The organism is Parahoeflea halophila, assembly GCF_900220985.1.
Lineage (GTDB): Bacteria > Pseudomonadota > Alphaproteobacteria > Rhizobiales > Rhizobiaceae > Hoeflea > Hoeflea halophila.
Genome location: NZ_OCPC01000004.1, coordinates 425,674 through 444,913 on the forward strand (window position 1 = coordinate 425,674; position 19,240 = coordinate 444,913).

Annotated in this window: 21 protein-coding genes; 19 read left to right on the plus strand and 2 right to left on the minus strand. The window is 60.0% G+C overall.

The annotated features are described in order from the left end of the window. Window positions 1–6: 6 nt before the first annotated feature. From fliK to CRO46_RS15395, 16 genes are all read left to right on the plus strand, one after another. Window positions 7–1,494 (plus strand): flagellar hook-length control protein FliK, encoded by a 1,488-nt coding sequence (fliK, locus tag CRO46_RS15320; protein ID WP_143439057.1) that lies wholly within the window; start codon window positions 7–9, stop codon window positions 1,492–1,494. After that, on the plus strand, window positions 1,451–2,014 hold the full coding sequence (locus tag CRO46_RS15325) for a transglycosylase SLT domain-containing protein (RefSeq protein WP_097108640.1): 564 nt from the start codon (window positions 1,451–1,453) through the stop codon (window positions 2,012–2,014). The genes fliK and CRO46_RS15325 overlap by 44 nt, the downstream gene beginning before the upstream one ends. A gap of 281 nt (window positions 2,015–2,295) precedes the next feature. Continuing rightward, window positions 2,296–2,967, plus strand: coding sequence for a response regulator transcription factor (locus CRO46_RS15330; protein WP_097108641.1), 672 nt, complete (start codon window positions 2,296–2,298; stop codon window positions 2,965–2,967). 118 nt (window positions 2,968–3,085) lie between these two features. Beyond that, window positions 3,086–4,348, plus strand: a complete 1,263-nt coding sequence (locus tag CRO46_RS15335) for a flagellar hook protein FlgE (protein WP_097108642.1) — start codon at window positions 3,086–3,088, stop codon at window positions 4,346–4,348. A 29-nt stretch (window positions 4,349–4,377) separates the two neighbouring features. Further along, the gene (flgK, locus tag CRO46_RS15340; RefSeq protein ID WP_097108643.1) at window positions 4,378–5,841 is read left to right on the plus strand and encodes a flagellar hook-associated protein FlgK; all 1,464 of its coding nucleotides are present in this window, start codon (window positions 4,378–4,380) and stop codon (window positions 5,839–5,841) included. Window positions 5,842–5,845: 4 nt separating this feature from the next. After that, window positions 5,846–6,898, plus strand: coding sequence for a flagellar hook-associated family protein (locus tag CRO46_RS15345; RefSeq protein ID WP_097108644.1), 1,053 nt, complete (start codon window positions 5,846–5,848; stop codon window positions 6,896–6,898). A gap of 53 nt (window positions 6,899–6,951) precedes the next feature. Beyond that, window positions 6,952–7,299 carry a flagellar biosynthesis regulator FlaF gene (gene flaF, locus CRO46_RS15350; RefSeq protein ID WP_097108645.1) on the plus strand — a complete coding sequence of 116 codons (348 nt, stop codon included), beginning with the start codon at window positions 6,952–6,954 and terminating at the stop codon, window positions 7,297–7,299. Continuing rightward, window positions 7,296–7,745, plus strand: a complete 450-nt coding sequence (gene flbT / locus CRO46_RS15355) for a flagellar biosynthesis repressor FlbT (protein WP_097108646.1) — start codon at window positions 7,296–7,298, stop codon at window positions 7,743–7,745. Before flaF ends, flbT begins: the two co-directional genes overlap by 4 nt. After that, on the plus strand, window positions 7,736–8,137 hold the full coding sequence (gene flgD, locus CRO46_RS15360) for a flagellar hook assembly protein FlgD (protein WP_097108647.1): 402 nt from the start codon (window positions 7,736–7,738) through the stop codon (window positions 8,135–8,137). Before flbT ends, flgD begins: the two co-directional genes overlap by 10 nt. Window position 8,138: 1 nt before the next feature. Continuing rightward, window positions 8,139–8,405, plus strand: coding sequence for a flagellar biosynthesis protein FliQ (gene fliQ, locus CRO46_RS15365; protein ID WP_097108648.1), 267 nt, complete (start codon window positions 8,139–8,141; stop codon window positions 8,403–8,405). 254 nt (window positions 8,406–8,659) lie between these two features. Further along, complete coding sequence (gene flhA / locus CRO46_RS15370; RefSeq protein ID WP_097108649.1) at window positions 8,660–10,747, plus strand: flagellar biosynthesis protein FlhA; 2,088 nt, start codon at window positions 8,660–8,662, stop codon at window positions 10,745–10,747. Beyond that, complete coding sequence (gene fliR, locus CRO46_RS15375; protein ID WP_097108650.1) at window positions 10,744–11,499, plus strand: flagellar biosynthetic protein FliR; 756 nt, start codon at window positions 10,744–10,746, stop codon at window positions 11,497–11,499. Before flhA ends, fliR begins: the two co-directional genes overlap by 4 nt. A 1-nt stretch (window position 11,500) precedes the next feature. Next, entirely contained in the window at window positions 11,501–11,896 is a 396-nt protein-coding gene (locus CRO46_RS15380; RefSeq protein ID WP_097108651.1) for a hypothetical protein, read from the plus strand. A 156-nt stretch (window positions 11,897–12,052) separates the two neighbouring features. Next, complete coding sequence (locus CRO46_RS15385; protein WP_097108652.1) at window positions 12,053–12,619, plus strand: rod-binding protein; 567 nt, start codon at window positions 12,053–12,055, stop codon at window positions 12,617–12,619. Beyond that, window positions 12,616–12,987, plus strand: coding sequence for a hypothetical protein (locus CRO46_RS15390; RefSeq protein ID WP_097108653.1), 372 nt, complete (start codon window positions 12,616–12,618; stop codon window positions 12,985–12,987). The genes CRO46_RS15385 and CRO46_RS15390 overlap by 4 nt, the downstream gene beginning before the upstream one ends. Beyond that, complete coding sequence (locus CRO46_RS15395; RefSeq protein WP_097108654.1) at window positions 12,984–13,520, plus strand: hypothetical protein; 537 nt, start codon at window positions 12,984–12,986, stop codon at window positions 13,518–13,520. The genes CRO46_RS15390 and CRO46_RS15395 overlap by 4 nt, the downstream gene beginning before the upstream one ends. A 45-nt stretch (window positions 13,521–13,565) precedes the next feature. Here CRO46_RS15395 and CRO46_RS15400 read toward each other — a convergent pair whose 3' ends face one another. After that, window positions 13,566–14,555, minus strand: a complete 990-nt coding sequence (locus tag CRO46_RS15400) for a glycosyltransferase family 2 protein (protein ID WP_097108655.1) — start codon at window positions 14,553–14,555, stop codon at window positions 13,566–13,568. Between the two features lie 145 nt (window positions 14,556–14,700). On the opposite strand from CRO46_RS15400, the gene CRO46_RS15405 reads away from it, so the two are divergent. From CRO46_RS15405 to CRO46_RS15415, 3 genes are all read left to right on the plus strand, one after another. Continuing rightward, a complete protein-coding gene (locus tag CRO46_RS15405) occupies window positions 14,701–15,873 on the plus strand; it encodes a glycosyltransferase (protein WP_097108656.1) in 1,173 nt (390 codons plus the stop codon). 128 nt (window positions 15,874–16,001) lie between these two features. Further along, window positions 16,002–16,772 (plus strand): WecB/TagA/CpsF family glycosyltransferase, encoded by a 771-nt coding sequence (locus CRO46_RS15410; protein WP_244577915.1) that lies wholly within the window; start codon window positions 16,002–16,004, stop codon window positions 16,770–16,772. Window positions 16,773–16,816: 44 nt separating this feature from the next. Then, window positions 16,817–17,692 carry a DUF6492 family protein gene (locus CRO46_RS15415; protein WP_097108658.1) on the plus strand — a complete coding sequence of 292 codons (876 nt, stop codon included), beginning with the start codon at window positions 16,817–16,819 and terminating at the stop codon, window positions 17,690–17,692. 27 nt (window positions 17,693–17,719) lie between these two features. Here CRO46_RS15415 and CRO46_RS15420 read toward each other — a convergent pair whose 3' ends face one another. Continuing rightward, a complete protein-coding gene (locus tag CRO46_RS15420; protein ID WP_097108659.1) occupies window positions 17,720–18,985 on the minus strand; it encodes a lipopolysaccharide biosynthesis protein in 1,266 nt (421 codons plus the stop codon). Window positions 18,986–19,240: the final 255 nt, after the last annotated feature.

Consider the following 19,240-nt stretch of genomic DNA (forward strand, 5'->3'; position numbering starts at 1 on the left):
AGCGTCGTGAATGCTTTGGATATGGTGTTGCAGCGGCAGGTGCCGGCGCGGTCGGCCGCGAGGGCGGGCGACGGGATGTCAGGTGGCGGCGAAGGCGATGGAGCCAGGCCTGACGCGTTCTCTGCGGCCCTTTCCAACGAGAAGCGCGGTGCTGCAGCAGATCGCGACAAGATTCAGTCTGGAAACCAGACGAGCACCGGCAACGAAGCTTCCGATGCGGACGAGCAGGTGTCCGTCCAATACGGACAATCTGACGATATCCTCAATCTGCTGGCCGGCTTGAAGTCGAGTGCCAGCTATTCGGATGAAGCCGAGCTTGGCGCGGAAGGTGATCAGCTGGAACTGACGTCCGGGCTGGTCGGTCCGGATGGCGCGATCGATGGTGACCCGGTTGACGGGCCTGCGGGCGCAGCCGACGGAGAGCTCGCCCACACGGATGCGCTAGCGGGCCAGACGCCGGTACCCGGCAATGAGATCGCCGCGACCAGGGTTGCAAGCCAGGCCAATGTGGACAGTGCCGCTCGAAAGCCCGGTGAACAGGTCACGTCAGGAGATGCGCAAGCAAGCACGGCTGCTGCCAGCCAGTTGGGGAATGCGAAAGCCGCTCAGCCATCTGCAGAAACCAAGGCTGTGGCTGCGACGCCGTCCACACAGACGCTGGCAGCTGCGGCTGCGGGCATGGCGGCACAGGCTGCTTCCCCACAGCCCAGGGCAGCAACGTCTCCGGCGGATATGCAGAAGGATCCGACTGCGCTCAAGGAAGCCATGCGCGCACTGGGCCTTGAAAGCGAACAGGCTCTGGCCAAGTCAGATGCCGTTCGCAAACAAGCCCGCGGTGACGCCATGGGCAACCGGGGTGATGCGGATGCAAGACGGGCCGATGAGCTGACAGGCAAGAAGGACGGCAAGGTTGAAGTGATTGAATCACGGCGGTTTATGCCTGTTCAGAACTTGTCTCCGAATTCCCAGATGCTGACCCGTTCGCTGGCCGAGCTGGGCAACAGTGCGATTGCAGCCGAGCGCGCCGCGCCTGCGCAGGCGGTCGCCCAGTCTGGCGGGCCGCAGCCTGGGCAAACTCTCCATACCCTCAAGCTTCAGCTCAACCCCGTCTCGCTTGGCAGTGTGACCGCGGTTCTCAAACTGTCGGGGGAGGACCTGTCGGTCGAAATCAAGGTTCAGACTGCGGAAGCCTACCGTCAGATCAAGGAAGACAACCAGTCCATACTCAAGTCCTTGCGCGGACAGGGCTTTGGAGTTGAGCAGATCACGGTTCAGCACGTTGTCAGCACAGAGCGTGCGTCCGGGCAGCCGGCCCAGCAAGGTCTTCCGGCCGGCCAGCAGGGGGCGGGGGCGAATGATGCCCAGTTCTTTGGCCGGGAAGGCAGCGGCAACAATGCCAGTCAGCAGCAATCCGGCAGCCGTGGGGGGCAAAGCCATGAACAAGGTTCCCATGCTGGTTCTGGCGCTCGGCGTACTGACGGCGTTTATCTCTGAGACAGTTACGCTTAGCGAGGCGCGGGCCGCGAGTGGTGTCTGCGAGGCTGAGATCCTGGCCGCAGCACGCGCCCATGGAGTTCCGCCAGGTATCCTCCATTCGGTCGGCCTGACCGAGACCGGACGGAAGGGCTCGCTGTATCCTTATGCGCTCAACATCGAGGGACGCGCGGTCTATGCCCGCAGCCGGGCCGACGCATTGCGCGAGTTCGAGCAGGCGCGTGCAGAGGGTAAGACCCTGATCGATCTGGGATGTATGCAGATCAATCACCGCTATCATGGTGGCGAATTCAGCTCGGTCGCAGCGATGCTGGATCCGCGTGCCAATGTGGATTACGCCGCCCGGTTTCTTTCCCGTCTGCACGCTCGGCACGAAACCTGGACCATGGCCGTTGCACGATATCATGCCGGCCCGAACAATGATCCGGCGCAGAAGAAATATGTCTGCCGTGTGATCGCGAATCTTGTTGCAACCGGTCACGGAGCATGGACGGAACAGGCTCGATCATTCTGCGGCTGACACAACCAAAACGAGAAAAATTGGAAAGAGTGCGCCAACCGATGAGAGTTTGTTCGAAATTGGGCAAATGTGAACAGCGCAAGGCAAAAATTAACCTTTTATTAACTTTTCCAATCAAAATTGTGTCATGTCCACGGGGTCCTACCATATCTAGCCAAATCACTGGGAAATATGGTTAATCAATTATTAAATGTGACCATATCTATTTAATAGTTTACCCGGATTCAGCGGATTCGTACTTCTTAGTTAACGAGGCACCACACTGATTCGGAGGCGAACGAATGATCGTAGTGGTTGATGACCGGCAATTGGTTAAAGACGGGTACACATCCCTTTTCGGGCGCGAAGGAGTACCTTCGGCGAGTTTCGATTCCGTTGAGTTTGGTGAGTGGGTCCATGCGGCGGCGGACTCCGATCTTGAGGCCGTGGAAGCCTTCCTGATTGGTCATGGCAGCCAGATGATGGAACTGCCACGAGCCATCCGCGACCGCTCCCAGGCGCCGGTGATCGCAGTCAGCGATACGCCGTCCCTTGAATCCACCCTGGCATTTTATGACAGCGGTGTGGACGATGTGGTGCGCAAGCCGGTTCACCCCCGCGAAATCCTTGCACGTGCGGCAGCCATTCGTCGTCGTCTCAAGGCGCTCTCCACCCATACCGAGATCGGCCCCATCCGCGTCTTTTCCGATGGACGTGACCCTGAAATCGAGGATCGGACTTTTGCGCTTCCACGGCGCGAGCGCCGCATCCTTGAGTATCTTGTTGCCAATCGCGGCCGCCGCGTCACCAAGCAGCAGATCTTCAACGCCATCTACGGCATCTTCGACGAAGACGTGGAAGAGAACGTTGTTGAGAGCCACATCTCCAAGCTGCGCAAGAAACTGCGCAAGCGTCTCGGCTTCGACCCGATCGATTCGAAGCGGTTCCTCGGTTACCTCATCGACTGGAAGTAAGCAGGCTTTGGCCAACCGATTTTGTTGGTTGGCCAGCGCCAGATGCATCACAAGCAATCAGGTTCACGCAAGGCCCGCAAGCTAATCTTGATCGCAGTAGTAAACGAGGGATTACGCGATGAGCCTTTTTGGAATGATGCAATCCGGTGTGTCGGGCATGAATGCCCAGGCCAACCGCCTCAGCACGGTTGCCGACAACATTCAGAACTCCAGCACCCCCGGTTACAAGCGGGCAACCACCGCTTTCTCCTCGCTCATTCTGCCGACCACTGCCGGATCGTACAATTCAGGCGCGGTCAAGACCAGCGTGCAGTACGACATCAGCACCTCCGGTTCACCTGAGTTCACGACGTCGAACACCAACCTGGCCATCGACGGGAACGGCTTCTTTATCGTCTCCGACTCCAATGGAAGCCCGTTTCTGACCCGGAACGGCGCATTCTCGAAGGATGGTGACGGCAATCTAGTCAACTCCGCCGGATTTACACTGATGGGTTACGACTATACCGGCGGCGCGCCCGCTCCCGTGGTCAACGGCTTTGACGGGCTGGTTCCGGTCAATGTCAATTCCGCCGGACTGACGGCGACCCCTTCGACCAACGGCCTGTTCTACGCCAACCTCAATGATGCCGCGACGGTCGTCGCAGCCGCCGACCTGCCGTCGGCGAACGCGGTCACGGCCGAGTACAGCCACAAGAGTTCGCTGGTTGTCTATGACACCGTCGGCAAGGAAGTTCTGCTCGATTTCTACTACACCAAGACTGCCGATGATAACTGGGAAGTCGCAGTCTATGACCGCGCGGCGGCCACGCCGGGAACCGGGTTCCCCTACGGCAGCGGTCCTCTCGCAACCCAGAACCTCGTGTTCGATCCCGCTCTCAACGGCGCGCTTGCCGCAGCCAGCCCGACCAGCATTGCGATGACAGTACCCGGTGGCGCCGCGCTGACCATCGACTTGAAAGACATGACGCAGCTCAATTACGAGTTCACCGTCGATGATGCGGACGTGAACGGCAATGCCCCCAGCGCAGTGACAGATGTTGAGGTCGCGGCGGACGGCACCGTCTACGCAAAGTACGAAAACGGTGACCTCAGGCCGATGTATCAGGTGGCACTGGCCACAGTGCCGAGTCCTGACAATCTCATCCCGCTGCCGGGCAACGTCTACGCCCAGGGTATCGATTCCGGCGTCATCACTACCGGCTTCGCAGGAACCGGTGGATTTGGCGGGCTGATTTCCAACGCTGTCGAGGGCTCGAACGTCGACATCGCCCAGGAGCTGACCGACATGATCGCTTCCCAGCGCAGCTACACGGCCAACTCCAAGGTCTTCCAGACAGGCTCCGACCTGTTGGACGTCCTCGTGAATCTGAAGCGATAGGCTCTTTCGGGAACTAGAAAGTACAGTCAATGTCTTTGACGTCAGCACTTAGTACCGCACAATCGTCTTTGTCGAATTACGCGACACAGACCAATGTCGTGTCACGCAACATCTCCAATGCCTCGGACCCGAACTATTCCCGTCGCGATGCGGTGCTGACCAATTCGCTGTTCGGTGCTCAGGGTGTCAACATCCAGCGCGCACAGGACACGGCCCTGTTCGTCCGCAGCATCACCGATACATCCACGGCCAGTGCGCAGCAGACCCTGCTTACGGGGCTGACGGACCTGAAGAACATTCTCGGTGGCAACGATTACGAATCATCGCCGTCGGTGTTGATCGCCACCATGCGCGATACGCTCGCGACCTACGCGGCAAAGCCTTCCGAAGCCACCCTTGCGCAGATGGCAATAGCCGATGCGGTGACTACCGCGAACGGTCTTAACGATGCATCCAAGGCGGTTCAGACGGTCAGGTATGAGGCCGACAAGGAAATCAAGCGTCAGGTCGATACGCTCAACGAATTGCTGGCCCGGTTCGAGACCAGCAACAACCGGGTCTACAGCGGAACCCAGACCGGCAAGGATGTCAACGCAGAGCTCGACGAGCGCGAGTCGCTGATCAAGCAGATTTCGTCGATCATCGGTGTGACCCAGGTTACCCGGGCGGGCAATGATGTGGCGTTGTACACCAGCGACGGCGTCACCCTGTTTGAAACGGTAGCGCGCCCTGTCGAGTTCGAACCCTCATCGGGCTTCTCGGCCTCGCTCGAGGGCAAGCAGGTCTTTGTCGACGGGGTGCCGCTGGGTGCGGGCATGGGTGCCAACACCACCGGCCGCGGCTCGTTGCAGTCACTGCTGCAGATCCGTGACGACTACGCTCCGGCCATGCAGACCCAGCTCGACGAGATCGCCCGGGCACTGGTTGTGACCTTTGCCGAAAGCGATCAGTCGGCGACGCCGACACTTCCGGACATGCCGGGACTGTTCACCTGGGCAGGCGGTACCGTGCCGGCTGGCGCAACCATCGAGCCCGGCATTGCCTCGACACTGGCTGTCAATCCGGCCCTGATCCAGTCGCTCGGCGGCGATCCGAAATTGCTGCGCGACGGTGGCATCAACGGCGCGGCTTACAGTTCCAACCCCACAGGCGCGACGGGATACTCATCGCTTCTTGACGCGCATGTCTTGGCACTCGACACGCCAATGGCTTTCGACGCTGCAGCGGGACTTTCTTCATCAGCAAGCCTGATGGAATTTGCAGCCGAATCGATCGGCTGGCTGGAACTCAATCGCAGTGACGCGGGAACCGCGGCTGAATCGCGCGAAGCATCGAGGTTTCGTTCGGTCGAAGCCCTTTCAAGCATTACAGGCGTCTCTCTGGACGAAGAGATGTCGATGCTTCTCGAACTGGAACAGGCCTACAAGGCATCGGCCCGGCTGATCGCGGCGGTCGATGAAATGCTCCAGGCACTCATGGCGGCGGCGAGGTAAGGTCATGAAAACCAGTTTTGTTTCCAATCTGGCAATGCAGAATGCAATGCGGCTGACCATTGGCCGCGGTCAGAATGAAATCCAGAAGCTCAACACCGAGATCGTGACCGGCCGCTATGCGGATGTCGGTCTGGCGCTGGGCGCAAAGACATCAAACAGCGTTTCTCTCAACACTGAAATGACCCAGCTGAACGGGATCCTGGATTCCAACGCCCTGGTAACCCAGCGGCTCGCGGCCTCCCAGTCAGCCCTAGACATGATGTCGGATTCCGCCCAGCAGATGCTTGAGGCGTTCATCGCTGTCAACGGATCCGACGATGCCAACAGGCTGTTGATTGCCCAGCGCGACGTTGAAGCCTCCTTGGGCGCTTATACCATCGCGGGCAACACCTCAGCCAACGGCGAGTACCTGTTTTCAGGTATCAACTCGAACGTAAAGCCGCTGGAAGACTATTTCGCACCGGGTTCGGCACCGAAGGCCGCCTTTGACGCGACTTTCCTAGGCCATTTCGGGTTCACCCAGAATGATCCGGCAGCAGCGGGCATCACCGTCCCGCAGATGAACGATTTCATCACGAATGTGCTCGAACCGGCCTTTACGGGAGCTGCATGGAACACGGACTGGTCCAATGCCTCCGATACCAACATGACGAGCCGCATCCTCAAGAACGAGGTGGTGGAGTCCAATACCAATGCCAATTCCGAGGGTATGCGCAACTTTGCGCTTGCCGCGGTCATTGGCATCGAGTTGCTCAACTCGCCGATCACTGCCGAAGTTCGTACGGCGGTAAACGCCAGCGCGATCAAGTATGCAGGCAGCGCGGTAACGGGCATCGACAATCAGCGCAGTGAGCTGGGTGTATCCCAGAACCGGATCACCAAGGCCAACACCGCGCTTGAATCTCAACTACGCATCATCACCCTTCATTTGGGTGATATCGAAGGCGTGGATCCTTACGAGGCGTCCACGCGAATGAACTCATTGCTGGCCCAGGTCGAGGCGTCCTACACGCTCACGTCCCGGATCCAGCAAATGAGCTTGATGAACTATTTGTAGCAGCATGGTCCGGAGTTCCCGGACTTAAATGGACAAACATGAAGGGCGTCTGAATGTACCAATTTTCCTACGCGGATGTTCAGGAGGATGGTGTTGCCGAAGCACGCGAACGCGAGCGAGAGGCAATCAATCATTCAATCTCGCTGCTGCAAGCGGCCAAGACCAAGGGTCTTGAATCCCGTGAAGCGGTTGAGGCTGTTTATTTTTGTAGCCGTCTGTGGGTGCGATTTGTCGAAGACCTGGCATCCCCCGACAATCAACTGGCTGAGGAGTTGCGTGCAAACCTCATCTCGATAGGCATCTGGATCATCAAGGAATCAGAGAGCATTCGGAAACGTCAATCCGACAATTTCCAGGGGATCATTGATATCTCGGTCATCATCAGGGACGGATTGAAATGAAAAGCTCTCTGCGCATTTCTCTCAAGGCAGGCGAACGGATCTTCATCAATGGAGCCGTGCTGCGGGTAGACCGCAAGGTTGCTCTCGAGTTCCTCAACGACGTGACCTTCCTTTTGGAGAACCATGTTCTCCAGCCTGAACAGGCCACCACGCCGCTCAAGCAGCTCTACTTCATTGTCCAGATGATGTTGATCAACCCGGAAGGGGCAGAGCAGGCCATGAGCATGTTCCGCAAATCGGTTGTCATGCTGCTGACTTGCTTCAAGAACGAGGAAGTTCTCACCGAACTCAAGCACATTGATGGAATGGTCACCCAGGGCCGGGCATTCGAAGCCCTCAAGGCCATCCGGGCGCTCTATCCCATCGAAGAGAAGATCCTCGATACCGCCGGCATGTCGGCCGGTACGATCGAACAGATTCGCAAGGAGTTGGCACCATGGACGTAAGCCCTGTTTCAACCGGCGCCGCAGCAGCACGTTCCATTGCTGATACCGCGGCGAAGAAGGCCACACTCGATTATGACACCTTCCTCACTCTGCTCGTCCAGCAGATGAAGAGCCAGGACCCCACTGATCCGATGGACGCCACCGACCAGATTGCCCAGTTGGCAACCTTCAGCCAGGTGGAACAGACCATCCAGACCAACAAGAACCTGGAAAACCTGTTGCAGTCCTCGACCCTCAGTCAGGCCGGCTCGATGATCGGACGGACGTTGACAAGTGCAGATGGCACTATCTCTGGCGAGATTGAACAGGTAAAGGTATATGCTGACGGCCTGATGGCTCTGCTGAAAACCGGCGAGCAGGTTCCGATCAGTGCAGGTGTGACGATCAGCTAAGATGAATGAAGCCGACGCCCTTGATATTGTGCAGACTGCGATCTGGACCGTGCTTGTCTGCTCGGGACCGGCGGTCTTCGTTGCCATGTTCGTCGGTGTCGGCATCGCTTTCATCCAGGCCCTGACCCAGGTTCAGGAAATCACGCTGACCTTCGTTCCCAAGATCGTTGCCATCCTGGTGACCGTTGCCGTCTCTGCGCCCTTCGTCGGGGCGCAGATTTCGACCTTCACCGACGTCGTCTTTCAGCGAATAGAAAGCGGCTTCTAAGGCGCGTTTCCTGGCCCGCCTTGGGGGAGGGCATGGCGTCCAGCCAGCCCTATTCCGGGCGCAGCGGGACCACGGCTCATGTCCGCAGGCCGAGGCTGCCCCGCACCCTAACCACCGGCCGGCTCCTCTCCGGGTCTCATCACGAACACTGCCATCATTCACCCTGCCATCCTCGCGCAAGCTTCGCCCATTAGGGTCGCGGTGACCTATTGCGCGGGCATGACGCCTGCGCTGTGCTCCGGAGCTCCGAAAACATGGCCAACCCGCAAGCGCTGGCGATCCAGAAGACAGGTTTTCAGGGAAAGGACATGGGCTTTGCCTTTGGCATCGTCGTCATCCTTTCCATCCTGTTCCTGCCAATTCCGGCTTTTCTCATCGATGTAGGGCTCGCGTTTTCCATCGCGTTTTCGGTTCTGATCCTGATGGTGGCGCTGTGGATCAGGCGCCCGCTCGACTTCTCGTCGTTTCCGACCATCTTGCTGATTGCCACGATGATGCGGCTGTCGCTCAACATCGCGACGACGCGCGTCATCCTCTCGGAAGGTCATCTCGGTCCCGATGCGGCAGGGCACGTCATCGGCGGTTTCTCGCAGATGGTGATGTCCGGGGATTTCGTCATCGGCGTCATCGTGTTTCTGATTCTGGTGACGGTGAACTTCATCGTCATTACCAAGGGCGCCACCCGCATCGCGGAAGTCGGTGCCCGCTTTACCCTTGATGCCATTCCCGGCAAGCAGATGGCGATTGACGCAGACCTCTCGGCAGGCATGATCGATGACAAGCAGGCACACGAACGGCGCCGGGAACTGGAGCAGGAAAGCTCGTTCTTCGGTTCCATGGACGGTGCTTCGAAGTTTGTCCGCGGCGACGCCATCGCCGGTCTTCTGATCACCGGCATCAACATGTTCGGTGGCATCATCATCGGTTTTGCCCGCCATGACATGGAGATCGGCGAAGCTGCCGATGTCTTCGTGCGGCTTTCGGTCGGCGACGGTCTTGTCAGCCAGATCCCGGCCCTGATCGTGTCTCTCGCAGCAGGCCTTCTGGTCTCGCGCGGCGGCCAGCTCGGCTCCACGGACGAGGCGGTCATCGACCAGCTGGGCGGCTATCCACGGGCGCTGTTTGCAGCTTCCGGTCTGCTCTTCCTGCTGGCCCTGATGCCGGGTCTGCCGTTCTTCCCCTTTGTCATTCTGGCCTCGGGCATGGCCTTTGCGAGCTGGATCATCCCGCGCCAGCGCGATCAGAAAGCGCGCGCCGAGGCGCAGGAGATTCACCGCACCGAGCAGGAAGAAAAGGACAAGGAAAAGGATTCCGTCAAGTCGATCCTCAAGACCGCCGAGATCGAACTGGTGCTCGGCAAGCAGGTCGCCACCAAGCTGCTCGGCAGCCACGAGGAACTCGCCTTCCGCGTCGCCAAGATGCGCAAGAAATTCGCAACCCAGTACGGGTTCGTCGTCCCCGAGATCAAGGTCACGGACGACATCTCGATCAAGGACAAGAGCTACCATATCCGCATCCACGGAACCACGGTGGCCGCCAACGATCTCAGGGTCGGTGAACTTCTGGTGGTGCTTGCCGGCTCCCATCGCCCCTCACTGCCCGGCGACGAGATCCGCGAGCCCGCCTTCGGCCTGCCGGCCCTGTCGGTACCGGAAAGCTTCGGCGAGGATCTCAAGCGCGAAGGCTTCCAGCCGATCGACAACGTCTCGGTCGTGCTGACGCATCTGTCCGAGGTGATCCGCAACAACCTGCCGCAACTTCTGTCCTACAAGGACATGAAGATCCTCATCGACCGGCTCGATCCGGAATATCGCAAGCTCGCCGATGAGATCTGCACCTCGCATCTGACCTATTCCGGCTTCCAGGCCGTGCTCAAGCTGCTGCTGGCAGAGCGGGTCTCGATCCGCAACCTGCACCTCATTCTCGAGGCGGTCGCGGAACTGGCGCCGCATGTGCGCAAGACCGAGCAGATCGTCGAGCACGTGCGCATCCGCATGGCCCAGCAGCTCTGCGGCGACATCGCCCGCAATGGCCAGCTCAATGTCCTCAGACTGGGCAACCGCTGGGATCTCGCATTCCACCAGGCACTCAAGCGTGATCCCAAGGGCGAGATCGTCGAGTTCGACATCGATCCGCGCATGCTGGAGGAGTTTTCCGAGGAAGCCACCAAGGTCATCCGCGAGCACATGGACAAGGGCATTCCTTTTGTGCTGGTAACTTCGCCCGACTCACGGCCATATGTACGGATGATCGTGGAACGGATTTTTGCAACACTGCCGGTGCTGTCGCACGTCGAGATCGCGAAGGGCATCGAGATCAAGCTTCTCGGCTCGATCTCGTGATCGAAGACCCCGAAGGGACCGTGCTTGCCCTCTTTCTGGCGTTCTGCCGGATTGGTGGATGTTTCATGGTCCTGCCGGGTTTTTCCAGCTTTCGCGTTCCGCTGCAGATCCGTCTTTTCCTCGCCGTGGCCGTTTCCATGGCGCTGCTTCCCACCCTGTGGGATACCATCTATCCAAACGTTCAGGGCGGTGGCAGCTCCTATGTCTTGCTGGTCGGAGCCGAATTGTTCATCGGCGTAACCCTGGGCCTGGTGGCGCGTTTCATCGTCGTGTCGCTCCAGTATGCCGGCACCGCCATGTCCATGGCGATCGGGTTCAACTCATCCCCCGGCGGCGGCATCATCGAGAACGAGCCCGAGGGTCAGTTGACCGCCCTGATCACCTTCACGGCCCTGTTCATCCTGTTCCTGACCGACTTCCACCACATGATCATCGCGTCTCTGGTGCGCTCTTACGGGTTCATGCCGATGACCACCGGCTTCGAGCCGAGAATGGCATTAATGACGCTGACCGACACGCTGGCCAATGCCTTTATGCTGGTGCTCAGGCTCGCGAGCCCGTTCCTCGCCTACGGTTTGATCTTCAACCTCTCGATCGGCATGGTCAACAAGCTGGCGCCGCAGATCCCGGTCTACTTCATCTCCATTCCCTTCATCCTCGCCGGCGGGCTGATCCTGCTCTACTTCGGCTCCAACACCTTCTTCACGCTGTTTTCCAACGGTTTTGCCGATCTGTTTTCGAGGTTGATCTGACATGTCGACATCGCGCTCGGAAAAACTTGCCCGTCTGGTTCGTGTGCAGCGACAGGTCGAGCGCATGGCCGAGTACGAGCTTTCACTGACCCTGAGCGCACAGGCGGAGACCGATGCCACCCAGGAGGCGCTGGTCCACGCTGTCGGCTCGTTCAATCCCATCCATACGGCAATGTCGCATCAATATGCCCAGCGGTTTCAGAGACTGTCAGCAAGGTCGCAACTGCTGACCGGCGCCATCAAGGTGCAGGAGGGTAAGGTGCTGACCGAGAAGACCAAGGCTGACCGGCTGGCGGATCATGCCGCGGAGGCGGCCGAGGCCGAAGACCGTCTCAACGCCGACGAAAGCCTGTTCGACCTTCTCGACAGCACGATCAAGTCTGGCGGGTTTTCCTGAGGCAGGCGAGCCCGCGTCGGTGGGACAGGTTTTCCTGTCCCGGCGGCTCTTGCGGGCCTGATTTGGACGCCCACCATCGGCGCGCAAGGCCAGCGTAAGCTTCGTAGGACAAGGTGTCATTCATCATCTTTGGTCCGTTTCTGCGAGGCGAGCTCTTTGGCCATACAAACAGCCACCGATATCATTCTGGACGTCGTCAAGGCGGCGGATCCTGCCGTTGCACAGCGGGCCGAAGCCATGTTGGAAGCCGCATCCGCACGCAAATCCGAGCGCGCAGCGGCAACACCTGCGTTCGAGCGCCAATTGCTTGCGTCTTCTGACACCTCAGCCATCTCGGTTTCAGCTGCCAGCGGCACTGCCGCATCCGGCAAGACGATCGAGTCCTATGAGCGCTTCGAAGCGATGATCCTGCAGAGTTTCATCGCCGACATGTTGCCCAAGGACAGTGAGCAGCTTTACGGCGAGGGAACCGCCGGTGAGATCTGGAAGGGAATGATGGCCGAGCAACTGGGTGCGGCCCTGGCAAGGGGCGGCGGCATCGGCATCGCGGCCCGGATGGCGGGCGAGGGGGTGACGGTCAGCCCTTCGCAGGATGACAATCTGACCAACCGCGCAGCCAGCATGACCAATGATTTCCAGAAGCGGATCCTGGCCGATATTGCCGGGTCCGATGAGGCAACGGGCACGACAGCCAAATCCAGCCAGGGACACCAAACAGCATGAGCGACCTGAATTCACACGATTATCGTATCAACGGCGTCCTGTCTCGTCTTGAAGCCGTCATCGATGCCGAAAACGCTGCCATCGGCAGTGATCCCAATTTCGACCTCGTCCGCTCCAACTCGATCAAGAGCCGTTGCCTCTACGACATGACGATGCTGTTCAGCGGCAGCCGTCCTGTTGCGCTCGAGCCTGAGCACAAGGAGCACCTCGAAACAGTTCGCGGCAAGCTGCACACCAACAGTCTTAAGGTGAAGGCGCATATGGAAGCCGTTCGCGACATCGCCGAGATGATCAAGGAAACCGTAGCCGCCTCGGAAGCCGACGGAACCTATTCCGAAGCCCAGTTCAGGGCTACTGAGCTGTCATGATCAAAACGCTTGCGATCGGTGTCTGGATTTGTGCCGTCGCGCTGGGCTCGGTCTATTTCTCGGTGCAGCTTTCCAACAAGGAAGAATCCGCCGAGCAGGAACCGGCCGCCATGCTCGGCGGCCTCGAAACCATTCGCGGTGAAGTGGCATCGATTCCGGTGATTTCGAATGGCGCGGTCCAGGGCTATTTCCTTACACGCCTCTCCTACACGGTCGATCCGCTCAAGATCGAAAAGCTCTCCGTCCCGATCAATGATCTGATCACAGATGCGCTCTACACCGCATTGGTCGGCGAACCGGTCATCGATTTCCCCGACGTTGACGTCTTCGATCTCGAGGCCTTCAAGACCCACATCCGCCAGACCCTGAACGAGAGGGTCGGCGAGGAATTTTTCCACGACGTGATTGTCGAACAGATCGATTTTCTGTCCAAGGAAGACATCCGGTCGAATGTGCAGCAGGGCCGTTCGCTCAAGAACAACCCGACAGTCTCCACGCCGTCACAAGCCGCAGCGCCTGCACCGTCGCAGTGACCCCGCAGCCGCGGTCTCTTCACGCGGCGCTTTAACTGGGGACTCTCAGTTGCTTTCCGGGTTCCGGTACTGCTCGTTGACCAGTCCGAACTCGGCCATCAGCCGCCCCACGGCGACCTGGATGTGATAAAGCCCGATCACTGCGGAACCGGTTCGCAATCCGAGCGGTACACCGCGCAGCGGGGCAGCGGCCAGCAATGCCAGGGATTTGGCCAGCGTCCGGGCCCGGCCGGGGATTCCGGGCCATTGCCGTTTCTCGAGGATTGCAGAGATCGCGCCGTTTCTGAGCGCGCGTGCATTCAGCCACGAGAATTCGGCGCGCCGGGAAGGCAGCGTTTCCAGAACCACGGCCTCGGCGCTCCAGCCGAATGAGAAACCGCGCGCCTTGGCACGGCGGTAAAAGTCGCTGTCGCCGCCTCCGATGAAGTTGAACGCCGGATCGAGAAACGGCCTCGGCATCATGTCCAGCACCGGCCGCGAGATCAGCACATTGCCGGAGGAGTAGAGGATCGGAACAAGTCCCGATTTGTCGTAATGCGGCGTGAAGACGGGGTGCTTGCGCCAGCCCTCCAGGGCCTTGTTGGCAAACACCGGAATCTGCGGCCCGCCCACCAGGTCAGCACCGGTATTCACGGCGACCTTCATCAGCCCGGCCAGCCAGTCCGGCCCGGCGATTTCGTCATCGTCGATCACCGCCACATGGGTCAGGCGGGGAAACTCCGCAAGCGCGGTCTCCCAGCCGGCATTGTAGGCGTGGCAGTTGCCGCGCTGATGCGCCACGATGGCGATGCCCTTGAGCCGCGAGCTTGTCAGCCAGTCTGCCGCAGCAGTGGCGCCCTGCAGCCTTTCGGCGTCATTGTCCATGACGATAACCGCGGTGTCGTCGCCCAGGCCCTGCGCCTGCAGAGAGTCCAGCGTCATGACCAGATGATCCGGACGGCGGAATGTCGGCAGCGTAATTACGACGCGGATACGTTCCGGCTTCAGGTCCGCTGAGCGGGCATGCTCGGAAACGAAGGCAGGGTCTGGCGTCATCTTGGATATCCGGTTGTTGCACCTCCCATCCAATCACAGGATTCTGAAGAATAGCTGAAGCTGACACCGGACATTTGAAACAGGCGCTTAACCGGGCATTCAAGTGATCGCGCTATGATCTGGCCATTGCTGGAACGGAATACATATGCACCTTGTCTTCATTTCCTCCCTGGTCCCGGTCGAAAATCCCGCGTCGGGTTACGACATCGCCAACCGCGTGATCGTCGACGCGCTGCGGATGCTCGGTCACAGGGTTTCCGTGCTGGGTTTCCTCCAACCCGGCCATGCCCCCGCTGAGCCGGCGCACACCAGCCTGCTTGGGCAGCTCGAAGTTACCAATGCCCGTGTGGGCAAGCGCCAAAAGGCGCTCTGGCTCAAGGATGCGTTTTATCACGGCGAACCGGTGTCGGTGGCCAAGATGCATGCGGCCTCCCTGTCCCAGATCCGTGACGCGCTCTCGGCGCTGGCGCCGCTTGACGGGCTGGTCCTCAACTCGGTGCAGCTTCCCGGCGCCTTCAGAGACTTCTTCGAAGCTTTTCCCTCCGTATTCGTTGCCCACAATGTCGAGGCTGCCAGCGCCGCCGACAATGCCCGCAACGCCGCCAATCCACTGACCCGCTTTCTGTTTGAGCGTGAGGCACGCCTGCTTTCCGGTCTGGAAAGCAGGCTCTGTGCCATGGCGGAGCATGTCTTCACCCTTGCAGAGGACGACCGGGCGGCGCTCGGTGTCGCAGCCCCCGCGCGGTCCACTGTCCTGCCGCTGGTGACCTCGGTGGCGCCGCCTCCGGCAGCTACGGACCGTACCCCGGCCCATGATGTGGGCATGATCGGATCCTGGAGCTGGGCCGCCAACCGGGCAGGACTCGACTGGTTCCTCGATGAGATCGTGCCCCGCCTGCCGGCCGACTTCCGCATCGCCATCGCCGGAGGGATCGGGGCCGGGAAGCCCAGGACCACGGACAATGTCTCGTTCCTCGGGCGTGTGCCCGATGCCCGTACCTTCGTTCAATCCTGCAGCGTCGTGCCACTGATTTCGCGCACAGGCACCGGCGTTCAGCTCAAGACCATCGAGACCTTCGAGATGGGGCTGCCGTCGGTCGCGACATCCAGTGCCCTGCGTGGCATCTCGGTCACACCGGACAATTGCACCGTCGCCGATGACCCGGCAGCATTTGCCGCTGCACTGATCGATCTGGTCGGGCGCTCTCGTGCCGGAGAGCGGTTGGACAGGGACGGCCGCAGTTTCCATGCCGTTCAGCTTGACGGCCTCGGCAAAGCCCTGTCGACCGGTCTCGATTGCATGGTAAACAAAAGGTAAATCAGGTCCTTAACTGCATTTGTGGAATACAGCTGTCCACGGATTAATAAAGTGCTAACACCGTTTGCAGGGTACCTTGGACGGAGAGCCCGGTTCTGGTGAGAGTGTTCGGAGTGACCATGCCAGCAATGAAAAACTGTCAACATCGCGACATCATGGGTATTCGGGTTGCTGCTCTGGAATGGTCCCAGGCGCTCGAACAGCTCAATCGCGTGATTGACGAAGACCGGCCGCAGCAGATTTTCAATTTCCTCAATGCCAACAACACCAACCTTGCCATGCGTGACCCGAGATACCGCCAGGGCCTGATGAGGTCCGAGGTGTTGCCCGATGGCGTTGGTGTCGACATTGCGTCGCGCGCCCTTCATGGCAGTGCTTTTCCGGCGAACCTCAACGGCACGGATTTCATTCCAGCACTTCTGGTGCACGCGGCAAGGCCCCTGAAGGTGGCGCTTATCGGCGCGCGTCCTGAAATCCTGGATCGCGCGGTCAGCAACTTCAAGGCGGCGACCCCCTGGCATGAGTTCTTCCCCGTCTCGGACGGCTATTTTGACCTGTCCGACAGCGCAAGGGTGCTCGCCGATCTCGCGGCAATCGATCCTGATGTGACCCTTATCGCTCTCGGAAGCCCATCGCAGGAGATCTGGATCGACAGCCATATCAGGCCGGGCCACGGTCGTGTGGTCTTTGGTGTCGGCGCACTGTTTGATTTTGTGTCCGGGGCCGTCCCGCGCGCACCTCGGATCATTCGCGACCTCCGGCTGGAATGGGTCTGGCGCCTTGTGCTTGAGCCATCAAGGCTCTGGCGCCGCTATATTCTCGGCAACCCCGTTTTCCTGTGCCACCTGCTGCGTTACAAACTGTCTGGTGCCGGCCGAAAGAGCGGGCTGCCTGCCTGACAACTGCCGAATGCCGCCGCCGAGGCGAACCAAGCGGAACCGCCATGAAGACTGCCGTTATGACCGCGTCCTGGTCCGCCGATCTCGATCGCTGCCGCTTGATGTGCGAAAGCCTGGACCGTTTTCTGTCCGGCGACTGGCATCACTACCTGCTGGTTGAACCGGCCGATGTTACGCTGTTCAGCCCGCTCGAAGGTCCGCGCCGCACCGTGGTCAGCGAAGCCGATCTCTTTCCCTGGTGGCTGCGGTCGTTCCCCGACCCTTTAAGTCTTGGCCGCCGCCGTCTCTGGCTCAGCCCGTTCTCGGTCCCGTTGCGCGGCTGGCACGCCCAGCAGATCCGCCGCATGGCCTTGGCCCGCCACATCGATGCCGACATGCTGCTGTCGGTCGATTCCGATGTGGTGATGGTGCGCTCCTATGATCCATCACGCATGTGGATGGACGGAAACATGGTCATGTACCGTGTTGATGCAGGGGTCAGCCAGCAGATGACCGAGCACCGCCAATGGTTCGCCCATGCCGGCAAGCTCCTTGGCGTGCCGGCAGCGGCCGGGCCATTGCCTGATTACATCAACACCTTCATCGGCTGGCGGGCCGACACCGCCCGCGCAATGCTCGATCACATTGAAAAGGCCTCCGGCCGCGACTGGGTTCGTGCGCTGATCGGCTCCCGCGCCATTTCCGAATGCACGATCTACGGCCGGTTCGTCGATGAGGTGCTTGCTGGCGAGGGACACAGTCATTCGAACCAGGCACTTTGCCATGTTCTGTGGGACCGCGAGGCCCATCCGGAGACGCAGGAAGGGCTCGAGGCTTTCATGCAGGACCTGAAGCCCGGGCAGGTTGCCATCGGCATCCAGTCCTTCGTCAATCACCCGATTTCCGAGATCCGCCGCCTGGCCTTCTCGGTTGCCCCCTGACCTGGCGCAGGCAGCTGTTGAGACCCATCAGATAGGCCGCTTCTTGATGCCGCGAAGTGCGCGGTAGGTCAGCAGTGCCGAGAGCAGATACAGCACGAGGAACGCCACGTTCAGCAGTTCCACCCAGATCACGACATCGGTGTGCAGTCCCAGAATATAGGCAAGCAACAGCGCCTTCATCGCCCCCAGCGTTGCCAGGATCAGCATCCGCACCACGGTCCGGCCGGTCGCATAGAGGAGCTCCGAGTGATACTCGATCAGGTTACGGAATGCCGGCACCAGCGCAACGAAGATCAGCAACGGAGCGGCCACCGAAACATTCTTGCCAAGCGCGTCGGGGAACAGCCACAGGAAGCCGGCCATGCCGAGAAGCCCCGCCGTCGACACCGCGGCCACAGCACCCTCCAGCAGCAACCGGTTCTTCACCTCGTTGAGCATTGCCGAGGTGCGCATCAGCCTCTGGGTCAGCACCGTCAGGAAGGCGCGCACGGGCAGGGCGGTCAGGTCGACCAGCCGCATGATGATGGCGTAGATCCCGGCCGTCTCGGGCCCGCCCAGCGACAGCACCAGCACCTTGTCGAGTTCCGACTGGATGTAGAACAGCATCTCCGCGCCCGCCACGGAGACGGCATCGACCCATCGCCGTGTGTAGAGCTCCAGCTTCCAGCGCAGCCGCACTCGGGGATAGAAGAACACCACCGCGACAATCGCCGACAGGCCGTTGGCGGCGAGGTAATACCAGCCCCAGCTCTGCAGCGAACCGTCCGACAGCCAGGCAAACAGCACTGCGGCAATGGTCTTGAGCAAGGTCGCCACCACCACCAGCACGGAGCCGGAGCCGAAACGGTTCGTGCCGTAGCTGACGATCACCGCGATCTCCATGATGCGCCAGCACAGGACTTCGGCAACAATGATCTTGGCGAAGGTTGCGAGCGCCATCTGGTCTGCGAACACCAGCAGGTGGGTGAGCCAGGCGGCCAGCGCGATTACCGGTGCCGAGGCCACCATCCCCCCGAGAAATCCCGCGGTATAGACCCCGAGCAGGCGGGTCTTGACCGTTGCGATCCGGTAGAGCGGCGACACGAAGCCGAACGCAAGCAGCCGCGACAGCATGATGCCGCAGGCCGAGGCCGTGGCAAACAGCCCGAACTCGGCAATCGAAAGGGTGTTGGCAATGGCAATGAAATAGACAAGCGAAATCACCAGCCGTCCTGCGGACCCGCCGACCAAGGACAGGTAAGCGCGGACGAGGGCGCTGTTGGCGCTGGCAAGGTTTCTCAGTCGAACAATCATCGGGTACCATAACGGGGGAGACGCATGCAGCACCTGCACCCGTCGTTTCGTCCGGCGAATGATAAGGGGAATATGTTAATCCGAGGTTCGAAACGGCCATTGCGAGCCGGCTTGGTCGCAATGCGGATCCACCCGAAACACACCCAATTTGCCCGGCAAAGAGCAGAAAACGATCTGTATTGGCCGAAATTAACCTTTTGTTACCCATGAATTTATAACTTGTCTTAACGAAGAGGACATTCTTGCCAATAAGGC

Coding starts and splice junctions, on each gene's coding strand:
- CRO46_RS15325 (WP_097108640.1), top strand. CDS start 1,451: ATGCTGGTTCTGGCGCTCGGCGTACTGACGGCGTTTATCTCTGAGACA.
- CRO46_RS15330 (WP_097108641.1), top strand. CDS start 2,296: ATGATCGTAGTGGTTGATGACCGGCAATTGGTTAAAGACGGGTACACA.
- CRO46_RS15335 (WP_097108642.1), top strand. CDS start 3,086: ATGAGCCTTTTTGGAATGATGCAATCCGGTGTGTCGGGCATGAATGCC.
- flgK (WP_097108643.1), top strand. CDS start 4,378: ATGTCTTTGACGTCAGCACTTAGTACCGCACAATCGTCTTTGTCGAAT.
- CRO46_RS15345 (WP_097108644.1), top strand. CDS start 5,846: ATGAAAACCAGTTTTGTTTCCAATCTGGCAATGCAGAATGCAATGCGG.
- flaF (WP_097108645.1), top strand. CDS start 6,952: ATGTACCAATTTTCCTACGCGGATGTTCAGGAGGATGGTGTTGCCGAA.
- flbT (WP_097108646.1), top strand. CDS start 7,296: ATGAAAAGCTCTCTGCGCATTTCTCTCAAGGCAGGCGAACGGATCTTC.
- flgD (WP_097108647.1), top strand. CDS start 7,736: ATGGACGTAAGCCCTGTTTCAACCGGCGCCGCAGCAGCACGTTCCATT.
- fliQ (WP_097108648.1), top strand. CDS start 8,139: ATGAATGAAGCCGACGCCCTTGATATTGTGCAGACTGCGATCTGGACC.
- flhA (WP_097108649.1), top strand. CDS start 8,660: ATGGCCAACCCGCAAGCGCTGGCGATCCAGAAGACAGGTTTTCAGGGA.
- CRO46_RS15380 (WP_097108651.1), top strand. CDS start 11,501: ATGTCGACATCGCGCTCGGAAAAACTTGCCCGTCTGGTTCGTGTGCAG.
- CRO46_RS15390 (WP_097108653.1), top strand. CDS start 12,616: ATGAGCGACCTGAATTCACACGATTATCGTATCAACGGCGTCCTGTCT.
- CRO46_RS15395 (WP_097108654.1), top strand. CDS start 12,984: ATGATCAAAACGCTTGCGATCGGTGTCTGGATTTGTGCCGTCGCGCTG.
- CRO46_RS15400 (WP_097108655.1), bottom strand. CDS start 14,555: ATGACGCCAGACCCTGCCTTCGTTTCCGAGCATGCCCGCTCAGCGGAC.
- CRO46_RS15405 (WP_097108656.1), top strand. CDS start 14,701: ATGCACCTTGTCTTCATTTCCTCCCTGGTCCCGGTCGAAAATCCCGCG.
- CRO46_RS15410 (WP_244577915.1), top strand. CDS start 16,002: ATGAAAAACTGTCAACATCGCGACATCATGGGTATTCGGGTTGCTGCT.
- CRO46_RS15415 (WP_097108658.1), top strand. CDS start 16,817: ATGAAGACTGCCGTTATGACCGCGTCCTGGTCCGCCGATCTCGATCGC.
- CRO46_RS15420 (WP_097108659.1), bottom strand. CDS start 18,985: ATGATTGTTCGACTGAGAAACCTTGCCAGCGCCAACAGCGCCCTCGTC.